A 19,119-nucleotide genomic window follows, 5' to 3' on the forward strand; every position below is an offset into this window, starting at 1 on the left:
CTGTCCAAAAGGCAATTTTCGCTGCGACAGCTGCGTGTTCGATCCGCTATGATGGGTAGAAAAAAAGAGGATGTGGGGAAATGTCACAATCTGAAATGACCGTGGATACGGCGAAAAATACGGCTTTGGCCGTTCTGCTCGGCGTCAGCTGCGCCCACCTGCTGAATGATGCGATGCAGTCGGTCGTTCCCGCAGTGTTTCCGCTCTTTCAGCAGCAGATGCACTTGAGCTATACCGAGATCGGCTGGGTTGCCTTCACGCTCAATATTACGGCTTCCATTCTGCAGCCGGCCATCGGGTACTATACTGACCGCCGCCCGCTGCCGCTGCTCCTTCCGCTTGGCATGTTGTTCACCCTGCTCGGTATGGCAGGTTTAGCCCTGGCACCATCGTTTTGGTACCTGCTGCTGTCGGCGGCCCTGATCGGGATCGGTTCCTCGGTGCTCCATCCCGAGTCGTCCCGGGTCGCCCACCTGGCCATGAACCGGCGGAAAGGACTGGCGCAGTCCGTATTCCAGGTCGGGGGAAACACCGGCCAGGCTTTTGCTCCGCTGATGGCCGCGTTCATCATCAGCCCGCAGGGGCAGCTCGGTTTTCTATGGTTTATCGTGCTGGCCGGACTCGGCATCGCGCTGCAGCTCGGCGTCAGTCGCTGGTACGGCCGGCAGACCCGTCCCGCCCGGACCGCAAATCGTACCCATCGCCAGGAGCCTAGCCGGTTCAGCAAGCGGTTTATTGTGTATGTGCTCGCGATCTTGATCCTCATGCTGTTTTCCAAGTTCGTATATCTCGCCAGCATGACCGGTTATTACGCCTTCTATTACATGGATCAATACCACCTTCCGCTAACCAGCGCGCAGCTGAGTATTTTTGCCCTGCAGTTCGCCGGCATGGCCGGGACGTTCCTGGGCGGTCCGCTGGCGGACCGGTTCGGGCGTCAAAAAATTATCTGGTTCTCCATCCTTGGCACGTCCCCGTTCTCCCTCCTGCTGCCCTATGCCGGGCCGATCGGGTCGGTGATCCTCTGCGCGGCCATTGGCCTGATCCTGATGTCCGGCTTCTCGGTCATTATCGTGTATGCACAGGAGATGCTGCCGGGACACGTGGGAACCGTTGCCGGGCTGTTCTTCGGACTGGCCTTCGGCATGGGCGGCTTGGGTTCGGTCATCATGGGCTGGCTGATGGACTCACACGGGGTAGCGCTGATGACACAGGTATGCGCTTTTCTCCCGCTGCTCGGCCTGTTCGCGCTGCTTCTGCCTAAAGACTCGGTGATCATGGGCGCAGCCGGTAAAGCCAGCAGCAGCTCAGCTTCGGCATGAGGTGATATACGCACTTAACGGAGATTTTTCTTGCGATATAAGGAAGCAAAGTCACTGATACTGACATGCTCTTTATTACTTAACAAAATCAGCAAAGGACGTACGGCCCCATTCCCAAAGAAACGGGATGGGGCTGTACGTCCTTTTTACTGGCTATATACCTTGAACTAGAGAATACCGATACAAGCAAGGAGTAAAATGTTTCAATTTCAACTTTTCAACTGATATAGCGTTGATATCAAGGATTCACGTTAATGGTGAAGGTCGACGTATTGTTTTTGATCGGCGTGGCGGTGTTCACAATTTTCAGGTTGTTGAAGGTCACCGAGCCGACCGCTGGCCCCTGATTGGGCTCAGGCATTTCGTTGGCCCAGATCCCAAAGCCCGACTTGGCGTCAAATGCATCGCCGCTCTTCTGTGCGCCGGATATCGTAACGTTCGTGAAGATGGTGTCCTTGATCGGATTTTGCGGCTGTCCGTTAAAATAGTTGGTCTGGAACATAATGCCGTGATAAGTCGGGTCCACGATATCCAAGTCGCTTACCCGAATGCCCTGGAACACTTTCGATGCCGAGAACAGCCACATCGCCGGGAAGGTCTGCTGGCCCCAGAAGTGCCCGCCGGCCCGGACGATCGATATATTCTCGAAATTGGTCGTTGGTGAGGCTCCGAAGCCGTTCATCGGGTAGCCGAAGTCCAGCGAGCTGATCGTCACGCCCGAGTAGCACAGCGTATCGGCAATGTAAATGTTGCGGAAAGTGTTGCCGTATCCGCCGTAGACGGCGAGGCCGGCGGCACGCCAGGTCAAGAGCGAAGTCAGGTTTTCATAGATGTTGTCCTTTTCGTCCGCCCCGCCCGCGTCGATCGCCGAGAACAGCGCGAAGCTGTCGTCGCCGGTAGCCCGCGCTTCGACGTTGCGCACCAAATTGTTCGTGCTGCCGTTGGTCATGTTGATGCCGTCGGCAAACGTGTTGCGGATGCGCGAATTGGTAATCGTCATGTAATCGGTGTTGGCTCCCCAATACATGCACACCTGATGCTCAGTCCAGATGTTGTCGATTGTCATGTTCGCCACGTTCGAGAAGTCAAACACCTTGCCCGGACCGTCGATTCGTGAGGTATAGTTGCCGAAGTAGGCAAAGTTCGCGAACGTGGAGCCATTGGCCGTGGAGTTGGCCGTAAATCCGACATCTGTGTTGGATTGGTTCGCCGGAGCCACGAAGCGTGTATACCATGGGCCGGCGCCGACGATTTTAATTGGCTTGCCGTAGACCTGGAATTTGTTCGAGGTCTGATACGTTCCCGGCGGCAGGTATACTCCAACCAGATTGCCTGTCGTATCCATTCGCACTTTATCCAGCGCATTCTGCACGTCCTGATGCGTGAAGCCGGCCGGCACCGCGTATTTGGCCGGATCCGGATTCGGAATCGGCGCAACCTGCTCCAGGCTGACGAAATCGATCGCATAGTTCGTCGTATTGGCCGCATCCTTCTGGAGCCGGATTGTGCTGCCTTTCGGGATGGTGCTGTCGAACATGATATTGGCCTCGTCATAAATATGCCTTGGCGCACCGGCTCCCGGGCTGTTGCTCGGGTTCGCTTCGTCTCCGTAAAGCCAGGCGTAGCGCGACGTCAGATTGATCGTCTTGGTGAAAGTGCCGTTGACGTACACGTTCAGCGTCGCATCGATACCACCGCCCCCGGGTGCATCCGGAATGGAGAACCGGGTCACCAGCGTGTTCGTATTGGCTTTGGTCGTGAACTCAACGTAGCTGCCCGTGCTGTTTAACGTCACGGCTTTACGTCCCGAAGCCTCGCCGGCGAGGTCGCCGATGTTCCGGTTCGGACCGACGATTGCCGCGCCACCTCCAATAACGCCGTCTTCGGCCTCATACATGTCGTACGGCATGTTCGCGCCGCGGCCGACAAAGAAGGACTGTGTTGTGACGTTGTTGCCCTGCTTCACCGGCAGTTCGTTGCCGTCAACGGCGATTTCCGTCTTGACGTTATACTTTCCGTTCGCCGCTGTCCAGCTGCCTAAGCTGACCGGTGCAGCTGAAGCCCCGCTGGCGATGACGCCGCTAACCGAGCCCGTCAAGGATTTGATCACCGCGCCGGTCGTCGCATCGGTTAACGTCAGCTTGATATGATGAGCGCCTCCCGCCGAGGCGGCCGTTCCTTGATTTTTAACCGTCACCGTAAAGTTCACCGTGTTGCCGGCCGAAGGGTTGCCCGGCGTCCAGGTCACCGAAGAAGCTACCAGATCGGAGCTCGATACCGGTGCAATCACCAGTGGGGATGGATTGGTGAAGGCGTTATTGTCTTCGTTTTGCTCAATGACCGACTTATCTTCATCCACCTTGGAGGTCAATTGGTAGCTTCCGGCGTCTTTGGCACCAATGGACAGGGTTACGTTCGTGGAAGCTCCTGCCGCCAAAGCGCCCACCGGTGCGGAACCGACTTTGGTCGTGCCGAGGTAAAAGTTCACCGTCGTTGCTCCGGAGGAAGCCGTCCCCACGTTTTTGACCGTGGACGTCAGCGTGACCGTATCGGTCTCTACCGGAGATGCCGGCGTCCAGGACATGCCCGTGATCGTCAGGTCCGGATTCGGAGCAGGCGTTCCGATGACCTGCAGCTCCGCCACTTGGCCGCCGGTCGAATCCGAGTTGGCGGTGAATTTCAGCTGGATATCGCTGGCGGTAGCCGTCACCGGAATCGTCACGGTGTTGCCGGACGCCGGGCTGAAGCTGTACTGCGCAGAGGAGACCAAATTCGTGAAGCTGGTCGAATTCTGGTCATGGCCCAGCACCTGAAGCGTTTGGGTGCGTGGTCCCCAAGCGCTGTCCGGATTCAGCTTCAGCACGATGGACGAAATATTCGCATTCGCGCCCAGGCTGAGCGTCAGCGTATTCGGGTACGCATTGGCTGCTCCTTCCCAATAGGTGGTCAGGCTGCCGTCATTGGCATTGGCCGGCACGTAAATGTATTCGTTCGAGGAAGCGGTGATCGGCTTGTTCAGCGCCAGATTCGTGCCTGTACCCCCGCCCGTGCCGGTTCGGGTCACGGTGTTGCTGGCGGCGGATACGTTGCCCGCCGCATCCTTGGCTTTGACATAATAGGAGACGGTAGCCGATGCCGGCTGGTTGTCGGTATACGTCAGAGCACTGCCGGCAACGCTCGCACGCAAGGCGTTATTCGCGTAGATATCATATCCGGTTACGCCCACATTGTCCGTGGAAGCGGTCCACGTCAGCTTGATCTGTCCGGAAGCCGGCTCGGTAAAGGCCAGGTTTCCCGGGGCGGACGGGGCCTGCGTGTCGCCACCAGCGGCGGAGCCGTACACCTCAAACTCGGAAATCTGCCCAGCAGGCCAGCCCGTGTTCGCCGTAAAGACCAGCCTGACATATCTGGCAGCAGCCGCGGTAAAGCTGACCGTCACCGTATTGTTGCCGGCCCGATCGAAGGTGTAGCTCTGCGAGGCGGCCAAATTCGTAAAGTTTGCCCCGTCCGCGCTGCCCTGGACCGACAACGTTTGGGTTCTCTTCTCCCAGCCGCTGACCGGAAGCTTCAGGATCACCTGGTTAACATTGTAGGACCCGCCAAGGTCAACCTGAAGCCACTGCGGAAAAGCGTTGTTATTGCTCTCCCAGTATGTAGCCTGATTGGAGTCGCCCGCATTCGTCGGCGCGTAGGTCTGGGTAGAAGAGCTCGCGCTCATGCTCTTGCCCGCCGCCAAATTGCCCGGCTCGGCGGCCGCAGCGGCGCCCTCTGCCTCGGCTACAGGCTCTGGGGACTTCAGCCCGCCGGCGGAGCTTCCATCCGCCGTATCCGCAGCTCCATCGGCCGGATTGCCCGCGTCTGCGGAGCCTGCAGCCTCACCCGGAGAATCAGCCTGGCCTTTACCGCCGGCCGGATCCGAAGTGTCATTACCGCCCGACTGCTGGCTCCCGGAGGCAGGTACAACCCCCGCGGGTTCTGCAAAACTCCAAGACGGGGAATAAAAAAACTGCGAAATGAGAAACACGAAGATCAGCGCATACAGAGCCGCCGTTTTCCGTAAAGCCTGAAAATGGTGAGCCGTCATAATCATCCTCCTGAATGGGATACTTGGACCTGGACTACCTGCGACAGGAACTGCTCCGTCTTTAAAAATAAACCGCTTTCATTTTTCTGGGAACCCGGTAATTTCTGGAGCTCACCTCCTTAGCAGCGTGAACGAATATTGGCGTTTGTTCGGATGCCCTTCTCGGGATGGGATGGTATGGGCAGACAGGCTGGGACGAATAGTTGGAATGCGAAGGGGTTTTGATTTGCTTGCAGAGTCCACCGCTACAAATGGTTGGGTCTGTGGCCGGGCCTTGGTGCCGGATTTGTGTTTCTGGGAAGGAGATGTCAAGTTACGCATTCACTATACTGGAAAAATCTTACGTATGACGATGCGTGTTTGTAAGCTTTTTGTGTCTGTTCCTATGATTTTGGTGAATTCAACCGTACGGGAAACATAAAGACCGGTAAAAGGCGTCCCTTTACCGGTCTTCGCATTACTTGATATACTTGCGGCTTACCAAAGCGTCTGAAATCACCTCGGTCGGAATGATGAACTCGGGAGAGCCCATATATCCCGGCGCTACTTCATATTTGTTGAACACGATGACGAGCTTGCCGTCGTTGTTGATATAGAAGCTGTGGTCCTTTTGGATTGCCCGGAATTCGTCGGTCGGCAGAACCTCCGCAGACCCCGATACCCAATAGAATTTGTCCGCATCCGTCTTCATCTGCTGTTTCATTTGCTCCTTGATGTTGTCGCTGATCAACTGAATGTATCGATCGTCTTTAAACAGCATTGGCAGCGTAATGAGAATTTCGTTCTTTTTATCAATCGTGTCCAGCTCCAATTTCTCGGACGTCGAGCCTCTGCTTTCGTCGACATAACGTTCGATAGACAGGATGTCATTATTGTCCGTCTTGATCTTGTAGCCGGCATCTAAGCCCAGGTGGCCGCCGCCTTGCTGCTTCAACGCTTCTATCTCCGCCATGAACTTGTCGTAGAGCGCTTTGTTTTCTTTCAAATACTTTTCATTCAACCCCTGTTCCAGCGGCTGATTGTCCAGATTGGTGACGGCCGGTACCTTGATGTTGGCATGATAGCCCCCGGGTTCGTCGACAGCATATTCCTTCCATGTCAGCACTTTGATGATCCGGTCTACGCCAGGGATGGCCGATAACGCATTGGCCACCGCCGGACTGGCATTGATGGTCACCAGAAAAAGGAGCACCACCGCGCAAGCTCCGGCAGCCCATGTATATTTAACGCGTTTGCGTCTGCTGCTGTGCAAAGATTTGGCTATCGCCTGATCCACGATCCGATCCAGCTCTTCCGGAACCGGTGTATTCTGATACTCTGTCCGCAGCCGTTCCATATGGTTGTTCATCTCATTTAATCTCCTTTAAAGGTTCAACACCTGTCTTCATTCGCATGATCCGAAGCGCTTGGTACAGCCTCGTCTTGATCGTATTCACATTTTCCCCTAGAACCGCGGCTACTTCATCGATTTTCATATCTTCCAAATATCTCAGCACGACCACGGTCCGGTATTTCTCGGGCAGCTCCTCGAGCACTCTCATCAAATCGAAATTCGTATACTCATCCTCCACACCTGGGGCATGTACCTCGATCATTTCATGGTCCATCGCCTGAACCCTTTTGTTCCTGCGTAGAAAGTCCAGTGCGGTGTGGACCACAATGCGGTAGAACCAGCTTTTGACGGCGTCGGGATCCTTTAACCCTTCGATGTGCGTCATCGCTTTATAAATGGAGTCCTGCACGATATCCAGCGCATCCTCCTTATTTTTCACGTAACTGAACGCGAGCCTGTACACATTCGCCTGATGCTCTTTAATGCACTGCGTCAGCACGTTTTCCTTTTTCCTTTTCAGCATGTCGTATTACCCTTCTTATGTTTAATCACCGGCTGACCCGGACAGCTTTGCTTCTGATCGCTTCACAGAAACAAGACGAGCGAAGGGAAGCAAAAAGTTTTGGCGGCAGCATTCATAAATTATTCGTTGTATGCCGTAAGGGCCTTTACAAGCAGGAAAGCGTAGAATTCCGCTCCGCTGCGGTTCAAATGCACGCCATCCCGGGAAAAGAAGCCCTCTTTGCCTTCGCTGGCCGAATACCAGTCTACTACTGCGGCATTGCCGAATTCATTGGCAACTTCTGCTATGTCCCTGTTTACGGTATCCTGCCACTGGCGCGGAACACGTGTATTCACCAACAGGATCCGCTTGTCCGCGCCCAGTGACTTCAGCAGGGATCTTAATTGCTTTTTGTTAAAAGGACCGTTGGTGCCGAGCTCGATGATAATCCGGTCGCCGAGCCGCCCCTGGGCTTTCAATCGGTCGATCGTATCCCCTGCCTGGCGCATTTGCCGGCCGACCTTGCCGTCTACGACGATACCGGGAAGCATCTTTTCCAGGAAAGGCGCAGCGTCCAGCATGACGGAATCGCCGATGGCGCTAACGCCTTTGCCGGAAGGCACCAGCGGATCAGTGGTCTTGGTTGCGGCTGCAGCCAGCTGCCCGTTTTGTTCTTTGGCCCCAGGGGCCGGAAGCGGCTTATCCGCCGAGTTATTCGGCGAGATCGGCTCGTTGTCGGCCTTTTGATTCTTGTTCTCATCCGTCTTTTCTTCATCGGACTCATATGTATGCTCCACCGGCTGGGCCATTGTTCCCCCGGCTTCGACGACCTTCACAGCCGGCTCAGGCTTGTTCCATATGTAGTGACTGCAGGCGGCCGTTATCAGAATCACGGGAATAAGGACACTTAGCAAGATGGGGCGAATAGCTCCCTTTCCGGCGAAAAACGATCGATTTCTTTTCACGCTGAATCCTCCTCTACGTAATGGCTCTTCGATATATTGATAGGAGCATGCCGCTAATAGAAAGCTGGCGGACAGCTGGAGCAGGATGCGCGGCAGGCTTGTCCCTTCCGTCTGGACACTCGGGTTTGTCAGGATAATAACTGGATAATGCCAAATATACAGACTGTAAGACCGGACCCCGATCCAGCGCAGACCCTTGCAGCCCATCCACTGGCCAATCCGACCGGCAGGATGGGCAAGCACGGCGATGACAACCGCGGACAGGAGCGATATGACCAGGAACCCTCCCCGGTAAAGGAAGTCATCATATTCATTTGTCCGGCAGATGAGAATGAGAAGAACGGTAAGCCCCACAACTCCAATCAAATCCAGCAGGCCGCGAGATCGTGACGATACCTGACCCTTCAGCTCCCCGCTTGGCCATACGACAGCCAGAGCAGCTCCGACCAAGAGCGCGAAAGCCCGGGTATCCGTGCCATAATAGACCCGGCTTGGGTCCGTACCCGGCACATAGATGATCGCCATGCTGAGCGCAGAGATGGCAGCCAGCCCGAAAATGATAAGCGCCAATTTGCCGCGTCGGGGAAAAACCTTCAAACCGATAACCAGCAGCAGCGGCCAAATCAAGTAGAACTGTTCTTCAATGGACAGCGACCACAAATGCCCGATTGGCGAAGGCGGCCCAAAACTTTCGAAGTAGGATACTTTATGATAGATGAGCCACCAATTATTCACATAAAATAGTGATGATAGAAAAGCTCCCCGCAGAGCCTGCAGTCTGCCGGGCTCAATCCGTAACAGCCATAGGGCAACGAACAATAGCATGGCCAGCATGGCAGGCAGCAATCTGCGGGCTCTGCGTGTCCAGAAGCGGAGCAGATTCAGCCTTCCCTCCCTTTTCCACTCCTGAATGATCTGGTCCGTAATGAGATAACCGGAGATGACGAAAAAGATGCCAACGCCGATCAGCCCTCCCTGCGCCCATTTCGCATTCAGGTGATACGCCAACACAGCAAGGACGGATACGGCCCTGAGCCCGTCGAGTCCGGGCATATACCGTTTCTCCGCTTCCGGCATTTCACCAGCCGTTCCCCGTGAATTTATACTTCTGCGCAGCCTGATGTTGTCGTTCATTTGAAAATTCACCCTAACCTCGTTTTCTTTGATGTATAGGCAAGACGTTGTAACGGGCGGATAAAGTTGTTTCCACTTATTGGAGATACAAAAGCCAAAAAAGGCACCTCCGGATGCTCCCGGGATGCCTTTTAAACTCTGGTTATACATTACTTTTGAACGGATTACCCTTTCAGGTTGAAACGGAATTCCGGCGAACCGACGTAACCCGGTGCGATGCTGTATTTCGGAAACACAATCACCAGCTCACCATTCTCGATATAGAACGTTTGCTCTTGAAGAGTCCCTTTGTAATCCTTCAGAAAGTAATTCTCCGGTTCTTTCTTCATATGGGCGAGAATGTCCGCGTCAAGCCGGTCCTTGTAACCTTCCCCAAGGAGGCCCGACAGCGTTACGCGCGAGGCTGCAGCCGAATTTGACACGTTGTACGTATCGATTCGGGGCATGTCCGTCCCGCCCGTACTGCCCTCAGTAATGACCTCAAGCGAGATCATCCCAGCCGGGCTGCCGGTTCCATCCGACTTCAAATAGTAGGAAACGCCATCCGGTGCCAAATGTTCTTCTTTTTCATATCTTTCAACCTCTTCTCTCTTAAAGTGTCTTTGCCGAGACACAAGCTAGACGCAGAAAGGGAGGCAAAAAGTTTGTGCAGCATAAAGTATAGGACACCGCGCACAACCAAATAACCCAGGAGTTAGGAAATCTTCCAACAAAACGGTATCCGGAAACGTTATAATAAATAACAACCGATTGAAAAAATGCCGGATATCCCTTCCCGTCGCCTGAGCCAGGCACTAACAAGGGCCGGATCATCTCCAACCGAAAGGAGAATGGTTATGGATTTTCGCAACCCTCCCGGACAGTATGACCCCGACGTTCACAAGAAGCGCCACGATGAAAAGGTAAATCAAGGTGCCGGCCGCGGATTTCTCTGGAACCTGGTCAATCTGCTGATAGGTCTAGCCATTGTGGCCGTGATCATCCTGCTGGTATGGCTGTTTTGATGTACGGAACGAATTGGTGGGAGACGCCGGGCCTGACGGCCACCCGGACTACCGGAAGGAATGCAAAAACGGGCTTACCCGTCTCTGCCATGAAGCAGCAGAGAGAGGTAAGCCTGTTCATTTTTTACATCACAGCGACGCCTTTATTTGAATTCAGGCAGCCAGCTGCCGTGCGCCTCGATGAGATCGTCGCACAGCGCCACGATATCGTCGATGGACAGCTCCGCAGACGTATGCGGATCGAGCATGGCCGCATGGTAAATGTGCTCTTTTTTCCCGGTGACGGCCGCTTCCACGGTGAGCAGCTGCGTATTGATGTTCGTCCGGTTCAGCGCGGCCAGCTGCGGCGGCAGATCGCCCACGTACGTCGGAGTCACGCCGGAGGCATCCACCAGGCATGGCACTTCGACGCAGGCTTCCTTCGGCAGGTTCGTGATCAGGCCGGTGTTCATGACGTTGCCGCCAATTTTGAACGGCTGGTTCGTCTCCATCGCTTCCATGATGTAGGATGCATACTCCTTGGAACGGCTGTGCCCGATGCTTTCGCTCGCAAACAGCTTCTCGCGCATTTCCTTCCATCCGTTGATCTGGTTAACGCAGCGGCGCAGGTATTCGTCGAGCGGAATGTTGTATCTTTCGATGAGTTCGGGATAATTTCGTTTGATGAAATAAGGATGGTATTCGGCATTATGCTCGGATGATTCCGTAACATAGTAGCCAAAACGCAGCATCAGTTCGAAGCGCACCATGTCATGATGCTTTTCCTTCTGCTTCTCGGCGGCACGGCGCTTGATTTCGGGGTACAGGTCCACCCCGTCCTTCTTGACCTCGAGCAGCCAGGCCATATGGTTGATGCCCGCGATTTTGGATTCTACGCCGGTCGGATCCATTTCGAGTGTTCTGAACAGGTCGGATACGCAGTGCTGCACGCTGTGGCACAGACCGACCGTTTTCACACCGCCCACGGTGTTCATGACGTTGGTCAGCACCGCCATCGGATTCGTGTAATTGAGGAACCAGGCGTCCGGACAGACTTCCTGAATATCCTTCGCAAAGTCCAGCATGACCGGAATCGTGCGCAGGTTGCGGAAAATCCCGCCGATGCCCAGAGAATCGGCAATCGTTTGGCGCAGGCCGTATTTCTTCGGCACCTCAAAATCGGTGATCGTACAAGGGTCGTACCCGCCTACCTGGATCGCGTTAATGACATATTTGGCGCCGCGCAGCGCCTCTTTACGGTCCGTGTACGCCTTGATCTGGCATGTGCTGCCCAGCGTCTCCTTGATGCTGTTCAGAAGCCGTTCCGAATCGTTCAGCCGCTCCATGTCGATATCGAAAAGGGCCAGCTCAAACCCCTGCAGCGCCGGAGTTGACATGACGTCTCCAAGCACGTTTTTTACAAATACCGTACTGCCTGCACCGATAAACGTAATTTTGGCCATATTGATTCAATCCCTCCCGTAAATGTTGGCTTTCTTCAAGCCCGTCGCATGACCTAAATATATAGGCCCGGCCCTGGAAATAACATGGAGAAACCCCTGCATTACCTGTCATAATCCCATTTTAGAATTCGCTTTCATCTCGTTTTACAGCCGTTTTACCTGTTATAATATAAAAAAACGTTTATCGACGTACCTTCATAGAAGACAGACCGCGTTTAGCGGAAGTTTTTCTTGCGAGACAGACGGGAGGGACTCAGAGCGCAAATGACCCGGATCAATGTCGATTACTATATGCCCGCCTTGCAGGGCCAAACCGATCTCCGCCTGCACTTTTTCGGCATGGAGGAATGCCTGCCGAACCATTCGTGGGGACCTGGACTGCGGGATGCCTACATCCTGCACTATGTGCACAGCGGCACGGGGACTTTCACCACCGGCGGGACCACCTACCGGCTCGGCGCGGGGCAGGGCTTCCTGATCGTGCCGGATATGCTGGTGCAATACACGGCCGACGAGTCGGATCCGTGGACGTATACATGGTTCGGCTTTCAAGGTGTGCTGGCCAAGACGCTCCTGCAGCGCGCCCACCTGAATGCGTCTCATCCAGTCTACGAGGCAGGTCCGGATGGCGGCTTTCCGCGGTTTTACGGACAGCTGCGCGCCGCGATGGAAGGGCCCGGCGGCGACGTGCTTAGCCAAGGCATCCTGTACGGGCTGCTGGGCGAGCTGATTCGGGACTGCCGTGACAACGGCGAAGCCCCGCGGCCTACCACCTCGAAGGAAGCCTACGTCCGCAAGGCCGTCGGCTATATCGAGAGCAGCTACAGCCAGAAGATCAGCATCCAGGACATCGCCCGTTCCGTCGGGCTGGACCGGACATACCTGTCCGGCCTGTTCAAGGACCAGTTCGGCGTGTCGCTGCAGGCGTTCCTGCTGGAGTACCGGATGAAGCGCGCCGCCGTGCTGCTGCACAACCTGGAGCTGTCGGTAAGCGACGTGTCCCGCTCGGTCGGCTACACGGATCCGTTTCTGTTCTCCAAAATGTTCAAAAAAACGATTGGCTGCTCGCCCCGATCCTACCGGGAGCAGCAGATTCCTTCTGGCAGCTGAAGATCGTTCCCAACGCCACGCCAAAAAAAGCCCTCCAGTCCTATTAGACTGGGGGCTCCTTGGCTCTACATCTCGGCTGCCTGCCACTCATGGCTTATCCCTGACGCAGCTCCGCAAACTGATTGCGGTATTGCTCGTATTTCCCTTCCCAGATGTCCTTCCGGGAAGCTATGGTTCGGCCGTCGAGCAGCGCCTCGATAACGTCCAGGCAGACATCCCATCCGGCAACGTCCTTAGGCGTATGATCGGTGACTCGGACGATCGTCTCGATCAGGACGAGGCGGCAGCCCTGCGGCTCGGGATACAGCTCAAACCGGACGCGGTCCTCCGCCCAGGTATACTCAAGTACCGACAGGGGCTTCAGCTCCAAAATTTCGAACTTTTCATAAGTACCGTCCTGCATATCGAATGAGATGACTCCGCCTTCACGCAAATCTTCGACGCGAAGCTCCGCAAACCACTGCTTCAGCTGGTCGTTCTCGGTCAGCGCCGCCCACACCTTTTCCACCGGATGCTTCAAATGCCGCACGAACCGCACCCGGGTTCCCTGCTCGTCCTGCTCAACCACGGCCAATTCATTAGAATTCACGGCTGATCCTCCTTTTTCGCATGCTCCTTAAAGTTTGTCATTACGTCAGGATACCCAATCCAACTTAAATTCTGCCATATCCCTGCAAACAGGTATTTCCTGCTCAGGGCTCTTCTTCGTCGAGAAATCGCTCCAGGTCGTCCAGCTTGTCGGACCAGAACCTGCGGTAGGGCCCAAGCCAATCGTCAAGCTGCTCCAGCGGCTTCGCGTTCAGGCTGTACATCCGCTTCTGGGCATCGCTGCGGACGGTCACAAGCCCCGCTTCCCGCAGAATCCGCAAATGCTTGGACACCCCCGGCTGGCTTAAGGACGACAGCTCCACAAGCTCGCCCACAGAACGGTCCCGCGCTCGCAAGTATTCCAGAATGCTCCGCCGGTTCGGTTCGGATAACGCTTCAAACAGTTTGTCCGTGTTCATGCTTATTATATTACCTTTTGGTTATATAAATGTAAAGGAATATAAAGAATAATGCTGTATCGTTCTTCCACCACAAAAGAGCCATCCCTCCAAGGCTCAGCACATGCTGTCCAGGAAATAAGCTCCCAGGGAAAGCATGCGGCTGCCTAGTATGAGATGGCCCTAGGTTACAGGGTCAGGGTTTGCATTTTAGTTAAATCCGGCTGAGCTACCGCTCGGCACCATCGGCGAATACCGATGTGCCCCGCAAGCGCGCCCAGTCAGCTACCCGGGCGGGATCGCCTTCCCACAGCCGCTCCCTGCCCCATTGATTCGCCTCGGGCTTGCCTTCGCATTCCACGCGGATCACCGGGAAGAGCCGCGTCGGCGCCTCCCGCGGCAGCCCATGAATCCACAGCTCATCGCCGTTCTGTTGGAACGCGAGCTCCTGCCCTGTGGTCAGGAGCGTGACGCCCTTCACCCGGGTGGTCAAGTCGGCCAGCCTCATGTCCGGGCGGCCATCCCAGAACCGGATGATCAAATACAAGTTATTGCCGCGGGTCGTCTGCCGTCCGCGGGTGATAAACTCGGTGACAGAGCCTCCGTCCGTGCCGTACACCGCCTCGCCGTGTACCTCCAGCCATCGCCCGATCTCCAGCCCCCGCTCCACGAATTCAGGCGGGAGCTGACCGTCCGCCGTCGGACCGACGTTGAGCAGCAGGTTGCCCCCGTGGCCGCCGCCTTTCTCGGCGCTTTCGCAGAGCATATCAAGCAGCACGTCCGCCGGACGCCACCGCTCGCCGATTACATGGCTCCAGAGCCGCCACGTCGTCACCTGGCATGACTCCCACAGCCGCTTTTGCTCGGCATGGATCACATGCTCCGGGGTGCCGAAGTCGCCGAGCGTATCGGAATCGCCGGCACCCACGCCCCCGTCGGCCCGATACCCGTCATGAGCGGCGGAATAACCGAGCCGGTTATTGATAAGAATATCCGGCTGCAGCGCCCGCATTTCCTCCACCAGCCTCACACTTTGCAGATCGTCCGCATTCCGCGGCCATACCCCATCGAAGAAGAAGTGGTCGATCTTTCCGTAGTTCGTCAGCAGCTCTTTGACTTGGGCGTGAAGATAGGCACGGACCTTCTCCCACCCCTCCGGATCCTTGGCCGGGCCGTCGAAATACGCCGGCAGCCGCCAATCGATCCACGAATAGTACAGTCCGATCCTCAGCCCCTCCTTGCGGAAGGCCTCGGTGTATTCACGGACAAAATCTCTTTGCGGAGCCTGCTTGGCGCTGGAGTAGTCCGTATAAGAGCTGTCCCACATGCAATAGCCGTCGTGGTGCCGAGTCGTAAAGCAGGCATATTTAAACCCCGCTTTTCTCGCCGTATAGGCCCACAATTCGGGATCGTAATGCTCCGGGTTCCATGCGCAGGCCTGCTCCGCATACTCCTTGTGGTCCAAATGCTCACGGAACAGAACCTGTTCCCCGCGCCCGTACTGCGCGTAAGGCCCCCAATGGATAAACATCCCGTAACGGCTCTCGGTAAACCACTTCCACTTGTCCGGAACAGTAAAGGCTTGCGATTGAATAGCGGTCATGATCGAAGTTTCCTCCTTACGATTGGGTGTCGGATGCCACGGATTTACGGGCATCGTACGCTTCCTGATAGATCTCCAGGTACCGGTCCAGCCCCATGCTCTTCAGCGTCGACTGGTACTCGTTCCACTGGGCGTTGAGGTCGGCGTCGCCGATAATGAACCGCGCCATCATTTCGTTCGTGTAATCGAAGATCGTCTTGGACAGGTCAGCCAGCTCCTGCGATTGGTCCACCGTAAAATTGAGCGGCGGCAGCACCGTCTCCACCTTGACGCGATAGGGCTCGTATTTGGTCTTCGTCTCGTTGTACAGGATTGATTCCAGCGGGTTCTCCTTGTCCTCCACGGCGCCGAGGCGCAGCGAATTCGGACGGTAGGCGATGCCGGTCTGCGCCCAGTGCTTGTTCTGCGTCACCCCGAATTGGGACATGTCTTTATAGACCGCCTGCTTGCCGTTTAAGCCGATTTCGCCGTCTTTGGCCCATCTCCAGTCCTTATCCGGCTCCCCGATCGTTGAGCGCAGCGTCGTTTCCCGGTCGTACAGGGCGTCCGCGAAGCGGAAGGCCGCCGCCGGATTTTTCGCCTTGTTCGTGATCACGAACTGCCCCGGAGCCACCTGGTAAGGATCGTACTGCGTCACCTGAAGCCCTTCCGGGCCTTTCAGCGGAGGTACGGCGACATAATCCTTCCACCGGCCACTAGCACCGCTTAGTTGGGTGAGCACGCTCATATTGGGGCCGGAGGCGGCGCCCAGAATCGGCACGTCCGGATTTTCCCCCAGCTGAACGAGCTGCGCGGGATCCCGGGTCAGCGATTGCGGATCCATCAAGCCTTCGGCGTACAGCTTGTGCAGGAAGGCCAGCCCTTCCTTCCAGCCGTCCTTGACGAACGGAACATCGACTTTACCTTCATCATTCACATACATCCGCGTATACGGTGCATACGTGAAAGAGTTCATCAGAAAGTTTTCTACACTCGTCGTCAGGGTCGAATTTTGCGTCGTTTGCGGCGCTCCCGAGAACGGGATTTCGTCGGCCTTCCCGTTTTTATTCGGGTCTTGGGTCTTGAACGCCTTCAGCACCTTATAAAATTCATCGATCGTGGTCGGCATCTCCAGATTGAGCGCCTTCAGCCACGGTTCGTAGATCCACAGCTTCTGTCGCATGGAACAGTGGTAGCATTCGTTCGGAGCCGGCAGGGCGTAAATGTTCCCGTCGGCCGAAGTGATCGTCGGTTTGACCAGAGGACTTTCCTCAAACATTTTTTTCGTATTCAGGCCGTATTTCTCAATGTAATCGTTCAGAGGAAGAATGACCCCCTGTTCTCCGTACAGCGCCTGCTGCTCCGGCGTGACGTTCATGCTCATGATGACGTCCGGCAGGTCGCCGCTCGCCAGCGCCAGGTTGAGCTTCTCGGCAGTGGCGATTTCCCACTCCACATGAATATTCGTTTTCTCCTCGAAGTATTTGGTGAATTCGTTCGTGTTAAAATCTTCGACGGCCGGATTGGCGCCGATCATGACCTTGAGCGTCAATTTGTCGTTCACGATCGGGAACACGCCCGCATCGCTCACCGCTTCACCGGCATCCGGCTCCGCCGCCGGCGCGCGCCCCGAATCCCCGCTGCCGCATGCGCCGAGAAGGCCGATCATGACAGCGGATATGAGTAGCAAAGACAGGAACTTTCTTTTCACACCGATCATCTCCTTATCCCTTTAATGAGCCGATCATGACGCCTTTTACCAGAAATTTCTGAACGAAAGGATACACGACCAGAAGCGGAAAGATGGAAATCACAATCAAGGAATACTTCAGTAAAATTTTGAGTGCCTCCCTGCGGGCCGCATCCTGCGGATCAGCCGCCAACATCGCCGTGTCGACATCGTTCTGGATCAGAATATCGCGAAGCACGAGCTGCAGCGGGTAGTGATCCTGGGATTTCAAATAAATCATCGCGTTAAAATACTGGTTCCAGTTGGCCGACGCATAATACAGCGTAATCACGGCGAGAATGGGTCCCGACAGCCGGATGACCACCTTCCACAAAAACTGGAAGTCATTGCATCCGTCCAGCCGTGCCGCCTCCAGCAGCTCGTCCGGTATGGACATTTGAAAATACGTCCGGGCGATGATGACATTCCATACGGTCAGCGCTCCCGGAATGATCATGGACCAGATCGTATCGAGCATACCGAGCTCCCGCACCAGCAGATAACTGGGGATCAGTCCCCCCGTAAACATTGTCGTGAACATGAACAGAATCATGAATACGTTTTTGCCGTACAAGTCTTTACGGGACAGCGGATAAGCGGCCAGCACCGTCAGGAAGACATTGAGGGCGGTGCCTGTCACGGTGTAGACGACGGAGTTTTTAAATCCGGTCCATACCATCTTGTAGTCGAACACGGCGCCATAGCCTTCCAGCGTCGGACGAACCGGCCACAACCATACCTTGCCGGACACGACGGCATTGGAGTCGCTGAAAGACGCGCTGACGATGTACACGATCGGATAGAGCACGCTGATAAAAAACAGGGTGACGATGGCGCCGTTCACGAGCGAGAACACCTTGTCCCCCCGGGAATCATTGCGCAAAGTGCCGTTCATGGGCTTCCCTCCTTACCACAGACTTGCCTGCTTCGACTGCTGAGCGATCTTGTTGACAACGATGAGCAGCACCAGGTTAATGACCGACTTGAACAAACCGATGGCGGTTGAGTACGAGTAATTCGCCACCTGCGAGGTCAGACCGACCTTGTACACGTACGTGTCGATAATTTCGGATGCCTTCAGGTTAATAGGATTCTGGAGAAGGAGCACCTTCTCAAAGCCGACGTCGAGCACATGCCCGGTGCTCAGGATCAGAAGGATGATCGCCATGGGCATGATGCCGGGCAGGTCGATATGCCACATCCGGCGCAGCTTGCTGGCCCCGTCGACCACGGCCGCTTCATGCAGGGCAGGGTCGATTGCCGCAAGCGCCGCAATGAAAATGATGCAGTTAAAGCCCGCATGCTGCCAGACATCCGACCAGACATAAATGGAAGAGAACATTGAAATCTCGCCCATAAAATTGACCGGCCCCACACCGATAAAGCCGAGCAGCTTGTTGACGATGCCCGTTCTCGGGTCGAGCAGCTCCCGGATAATCCCGACGATGACGACGATCGAGATGAAATGCGGGGCATACGTGACCATCTGCACCGCCCGCTTGAATACCCGCCCCCGCAAATAGTTGAGGCCGAGCGCCAGCAGAATGGGAAACGGAAAGCTCGCAGCCAGGTTGTAAAAGCTGAGGATCAGGGTGTTTTTCAAAATCCTCCAGAAGTCGTACGAATGGACAAAGCGCTCAAAGTGCTTCAGCCCGACCCACTCACTTCCCCAAATGCCTTTGGTCACAATAAAGTTCTTGAAAGCGATTTGTGCGCCATACATGGGTACGTACTTGAAAATGATCAAATACAGGAGCGGCAGCGCCATCAGCACGTATAACTGCCAGCTGTGGATCAGCTTCTTTACGGCGGGTCTCCTTCCCGTCCTGCGCGCTGCCCTGGTCTTTCGCTCGGTCACCGACAAGCTCATTTCACTTTCACCCCCTTGAATGGACCCAGCATAGACCGGGACCGCCCAAGGTGTAA

At 55.5% G+C, this 19,119-nt stretch carries 15 protein-coding genes; 3 read left to right on the forward strand and 12 right to left on the reverse strand.

From position 1 onward, the window contains the following. Window positions 1-80: 80 nt before the first annotated feature. The gene (locus tag MKY74_RS02340) at window positions 81-1,322 is read left to right on the forward strand and encodes an MFS transporter (protein ID WP_076173048.1); all 1,242 of its coding nucleotides are present in this window, start codon (window positions 81-83) and stop codon (window positions 1,320-1,322) included. A 238-nt stretch (window positions 1,323-1,560) separates the two neighbouring features. Here the strand turns inward: MKY74_RS02340 and MKY74_RS02345 are convergent, their stop codons facing one another. From MKY74_RS02345 to MKY74_RS02365, 5 genes are all read right to left on the reverse strand, one after another. Then, window positions 1,561-5,406: a discoidin domain-containing protein gene (locus tag MKY74_RS02345; protein ID WP_244169339.1), complete on the reverse strand. Its 3,846-nt coding sequence runs from the start codon at window positions 5,404-5,406 to the stop codon at window positions 1,561-1,563. 457 nt (window positions 5,407-5,863) lie between these two features. Next, on the reverse strand, window positions 5,864-6,754 hold the full coding sequence (locus tag MKY74_RS02350) for a DUF3298 domain-containing protein (protein ID WP_076173049.1): 891 nt from the start codon (window positions 6,752-6,754) through the stop codon (window positions 5,864-5,866). 1 nt (window position 6,755) lies between these two features. Beyond that, on the reverse strand, window positions 6,756-7,262 hold the full coding sequence (locus MKY74_RS02355; protein ID WP_076173050.1) for an RNA polymerase sigma factor: 507 nt from the start codon (window positions 7,260-7,262) through the stop codon (window positions 6,756-6,758). A gap of 119 nt (window positions 7,263-7,381) precedes the next feature. Further along, on the reverse strand, window positions 7,382-9,340 hold the full coding sequence (locus MKY74_RS02360) for an acyltransferase family protein (RefSeq protein WP_167372897.1): 1,959 nt from the start codon (window positions 9,338-9,340) through the stop codon (window positions 7,382-7,384). 164 nt (window positions 9,341-9,504) lie between these two features. Next, on the reverse strand, window positions 9,505-9,894 hold the full coding sequence (locus MKY74_RS02365) for an RsiV family protein (RefSeq protein WP_076173051.1): 390 nt from the start codon (window positions 9,892-9,894) through the stop codon (window positions 9,505-9,507). Window positions 9,895-10,176: 282 nt separating this feature from the next. Between MKY74_RS02365 and MKY74_RS02370 the strand changes: the two genes are divergently transcribed. Next, entirely contained in the window at window positions 10,177-10,344 is a 168-nt protein-coding gene (locus MKY74_RS02370) for a hypothetical protein (protein WP_163880096.1), read from the forward strand. 143 nt (window positions 10,345-10,487) lie between these two features. On the opposite strand, the gene MKY74_RS02375 is transcribed toward MKY74_RS02370, so the two are convergent. Then, window positions 10,488-11,786: an alpha-glucosidase/alpha-galactosidase gene (locus MKY74_RS02375; RefSeq protein ID WP_076173052.1), complete on the reverse strand. Its 1,299-nt coding sequence runs from the start codon at window positions 11,784-11,786 to the stop codon at window positions 10,488-10,490. 264 nt (window positions 11,787-12,050) lie between these two features. Here MKY74_RS02375 and MKY74_RS02380 point away from each other — a divergent pair, with 264 nt between their 5' ends. Then, on the forward strand, window positions 12,051-12,896 hold the full coding sequence (locus tag MKY74_RS02380; protein ID WP_084204011.1) for an AraC family transcriptional regulator: 846 nt from the start codon (window positions 12,051-12,053) through the stop codon (window positions 12,894-12,896). A 94-nt stretch (window positions 12,897-12,990) separates the two neighbouring features. On the opposite strand, the gene MKY74_RS02385 is transcribed toward MKY74_RS02380, so the two are convergent. The 6 genes from MKY74_RS02385 to MKY74_RS02410 form a co-directional block, all read right to left on the reverse strand. Further along, window positions 12,991-13,485, reverse strand: coding sequence for an SRPBCC family protein (locus MKY74_RS02385; RefSeq protein ID WP_244169340.1), 495 nt, complete (start codon window positions 13,483-13,485; stop codon window positions 12,991-12,993). A 103-nt stretch (window positions 13,486-13,588) separates the two neighbouring features. Then, a complete protein-coding gene (locus MKY74_RS02390) occupies window positions 13,589-13,903 on the reverse strand; it encodes an ArsR/SmtB family transcription factor (protein WP_076173053.1) in 315 nt (104 codons plus the stop codon). A gap of 208 nt (window positions 13,904-14,111) precedes the next feature. Continuing rightward, a complete protein-coding gene (locus tag MKY74_RS02395; protein ID WP_076173054.1) occupies window positions 14,112-15,485 on the reverse strand; it encodes an alpha-L-fucosidase in 1,374 nt (457 codons plus the stop codon). A gap of 16 nt (window positions 15,486-15,501) precedes the next feature. Continuing rightward, window positions 15,502-17,175: an ABC transporter substrate-binding protein gene (locus tag MKY74_RS02400; RefSeq protein WP_144025468.1), complete on the reverse strand. Its 1,674-nt coding sequence runs from the start codon at window positions 17,173-17,175 to the stop codon at window positions 15,502-15,504. A 13-nt stretch (window positions 17,176-17,188) separates the two neighbouring features. After that, window positions 17,189-18,088, reverse strand: a complete 900-nt coding sequence (locus tag MKY74_RS02405; RefSeq protein WP_076173056.1) for a carbohydrate ABC transporter permease — start codon at window positions 18,086-18,088, stop codon at window positions 17,189-17,191. Window positions 18,089-18,100: 12 nt separating this feature from the next. Beyond that, the gene (locus tag MKY74_RS02410) at window positions 18,101-19,063 is read right to left on the reverse strand and encodes an ABC transporter permease (protein WP_084204012.1); all 963 of its coding nucleotides are present in this window, start codon (window positions 19,061-19,063) and stop codon (window positions 18,101-18,103) included. Between the last annotated feature and the right edge of the window lie 56 nt (window positions 19,064-19,119).

This window comes from Paenibacillus sp. FSL R5-0378 (assembly GCF_038009285.1).
Lineage (GTDB): Bacteria > Bacillota > Bacilli > Paenibacillales > Paenibacillaceae > Paenibacillus_AQ > Paenibacillus_AQ favisporus.

Coding starts and splice junctions, on each gene's coding strand:
- MKY74_RS02340 (WP_076173048.1), top strand. CDS start 81: ATGTCACAATCTGAAATGACCGTGGATACGGCGAAAAATACGGCTTTG.
- MKY74_RS02345 (WP_244169339.1), bottom strand. CDS start 5,406: ATGACGGCTCACCATTTTCAGGCTTTACGGAAAACGGCGGCTCTGTAT.
- MKY74_RS02350 (WP_076173049.1), bottom strand. CDS start 6,754: ATGAACAACCATATGGAACGGCTGCGGACAGAGTATCAGAATACACCG.
- MKY74_RS02355 (WP_076173050.1), bottom strand. CDS start 7,262: ATGCTGAAAAGGAAAAAGGAAAACGTGCTGACGCAGTGCATTAAAGAG.
- MKY74_RS02360 (WP_167372897.1), bottom strand. CDS start 9,340: ATGAACGACAACATCAGGCTGCGCAGAAGTATAAATTCACGGGGAACG.
- MKY74_RS02370 (WP_163880096.1), top strand. CDS start 10,177: ATGGATTTTCGCAACCCTCCCGGACAGTATGACCCCGACGTTCACAAG.
- MKY74_RS02375 (WP_076173052.1), bottom strand. CDS start 11,786: ATGGCCAAAATTACGTTTATCGGTGCAGGCAGTACGGTATTTGTAAAA.
- MKY74_RS02380 (WP_084204011.1), top strand. CDS start 12,051: ATGACCCGGATCAATGTCGATTACTATATGCCCGCCTTGCAGGGCCAA.
- MKY74_RS02390 (WP_076173053.1), bottom strand. CDS start 13,903: ATGAACACGGACAAACTGTTTGAAGCGTTATCCGAACCGAACCGGCGG.
- MKY74_RS02395 (WP_076173054.1), bottom strand. CDS start 15,485: ATGACCGCTATTCAATCGCAAGCCTTTACTGTTCCGGACAAGTGGAAG.
- MKY74_RS02405 (WP_076173056.1), bottom strand. CDS start 18,088: ATGAACGGCACTTTGCGCAATGATTCCCGGGGGGACAAGGTGTTCTCG.
- MKY74_RS02410 (WP_084204012.1), bottom strand. CDS start 19,063: ATGAGCTTGTCGGTGACCGAGCGAAAGACCAGGGCAGCGCGCAGGACG.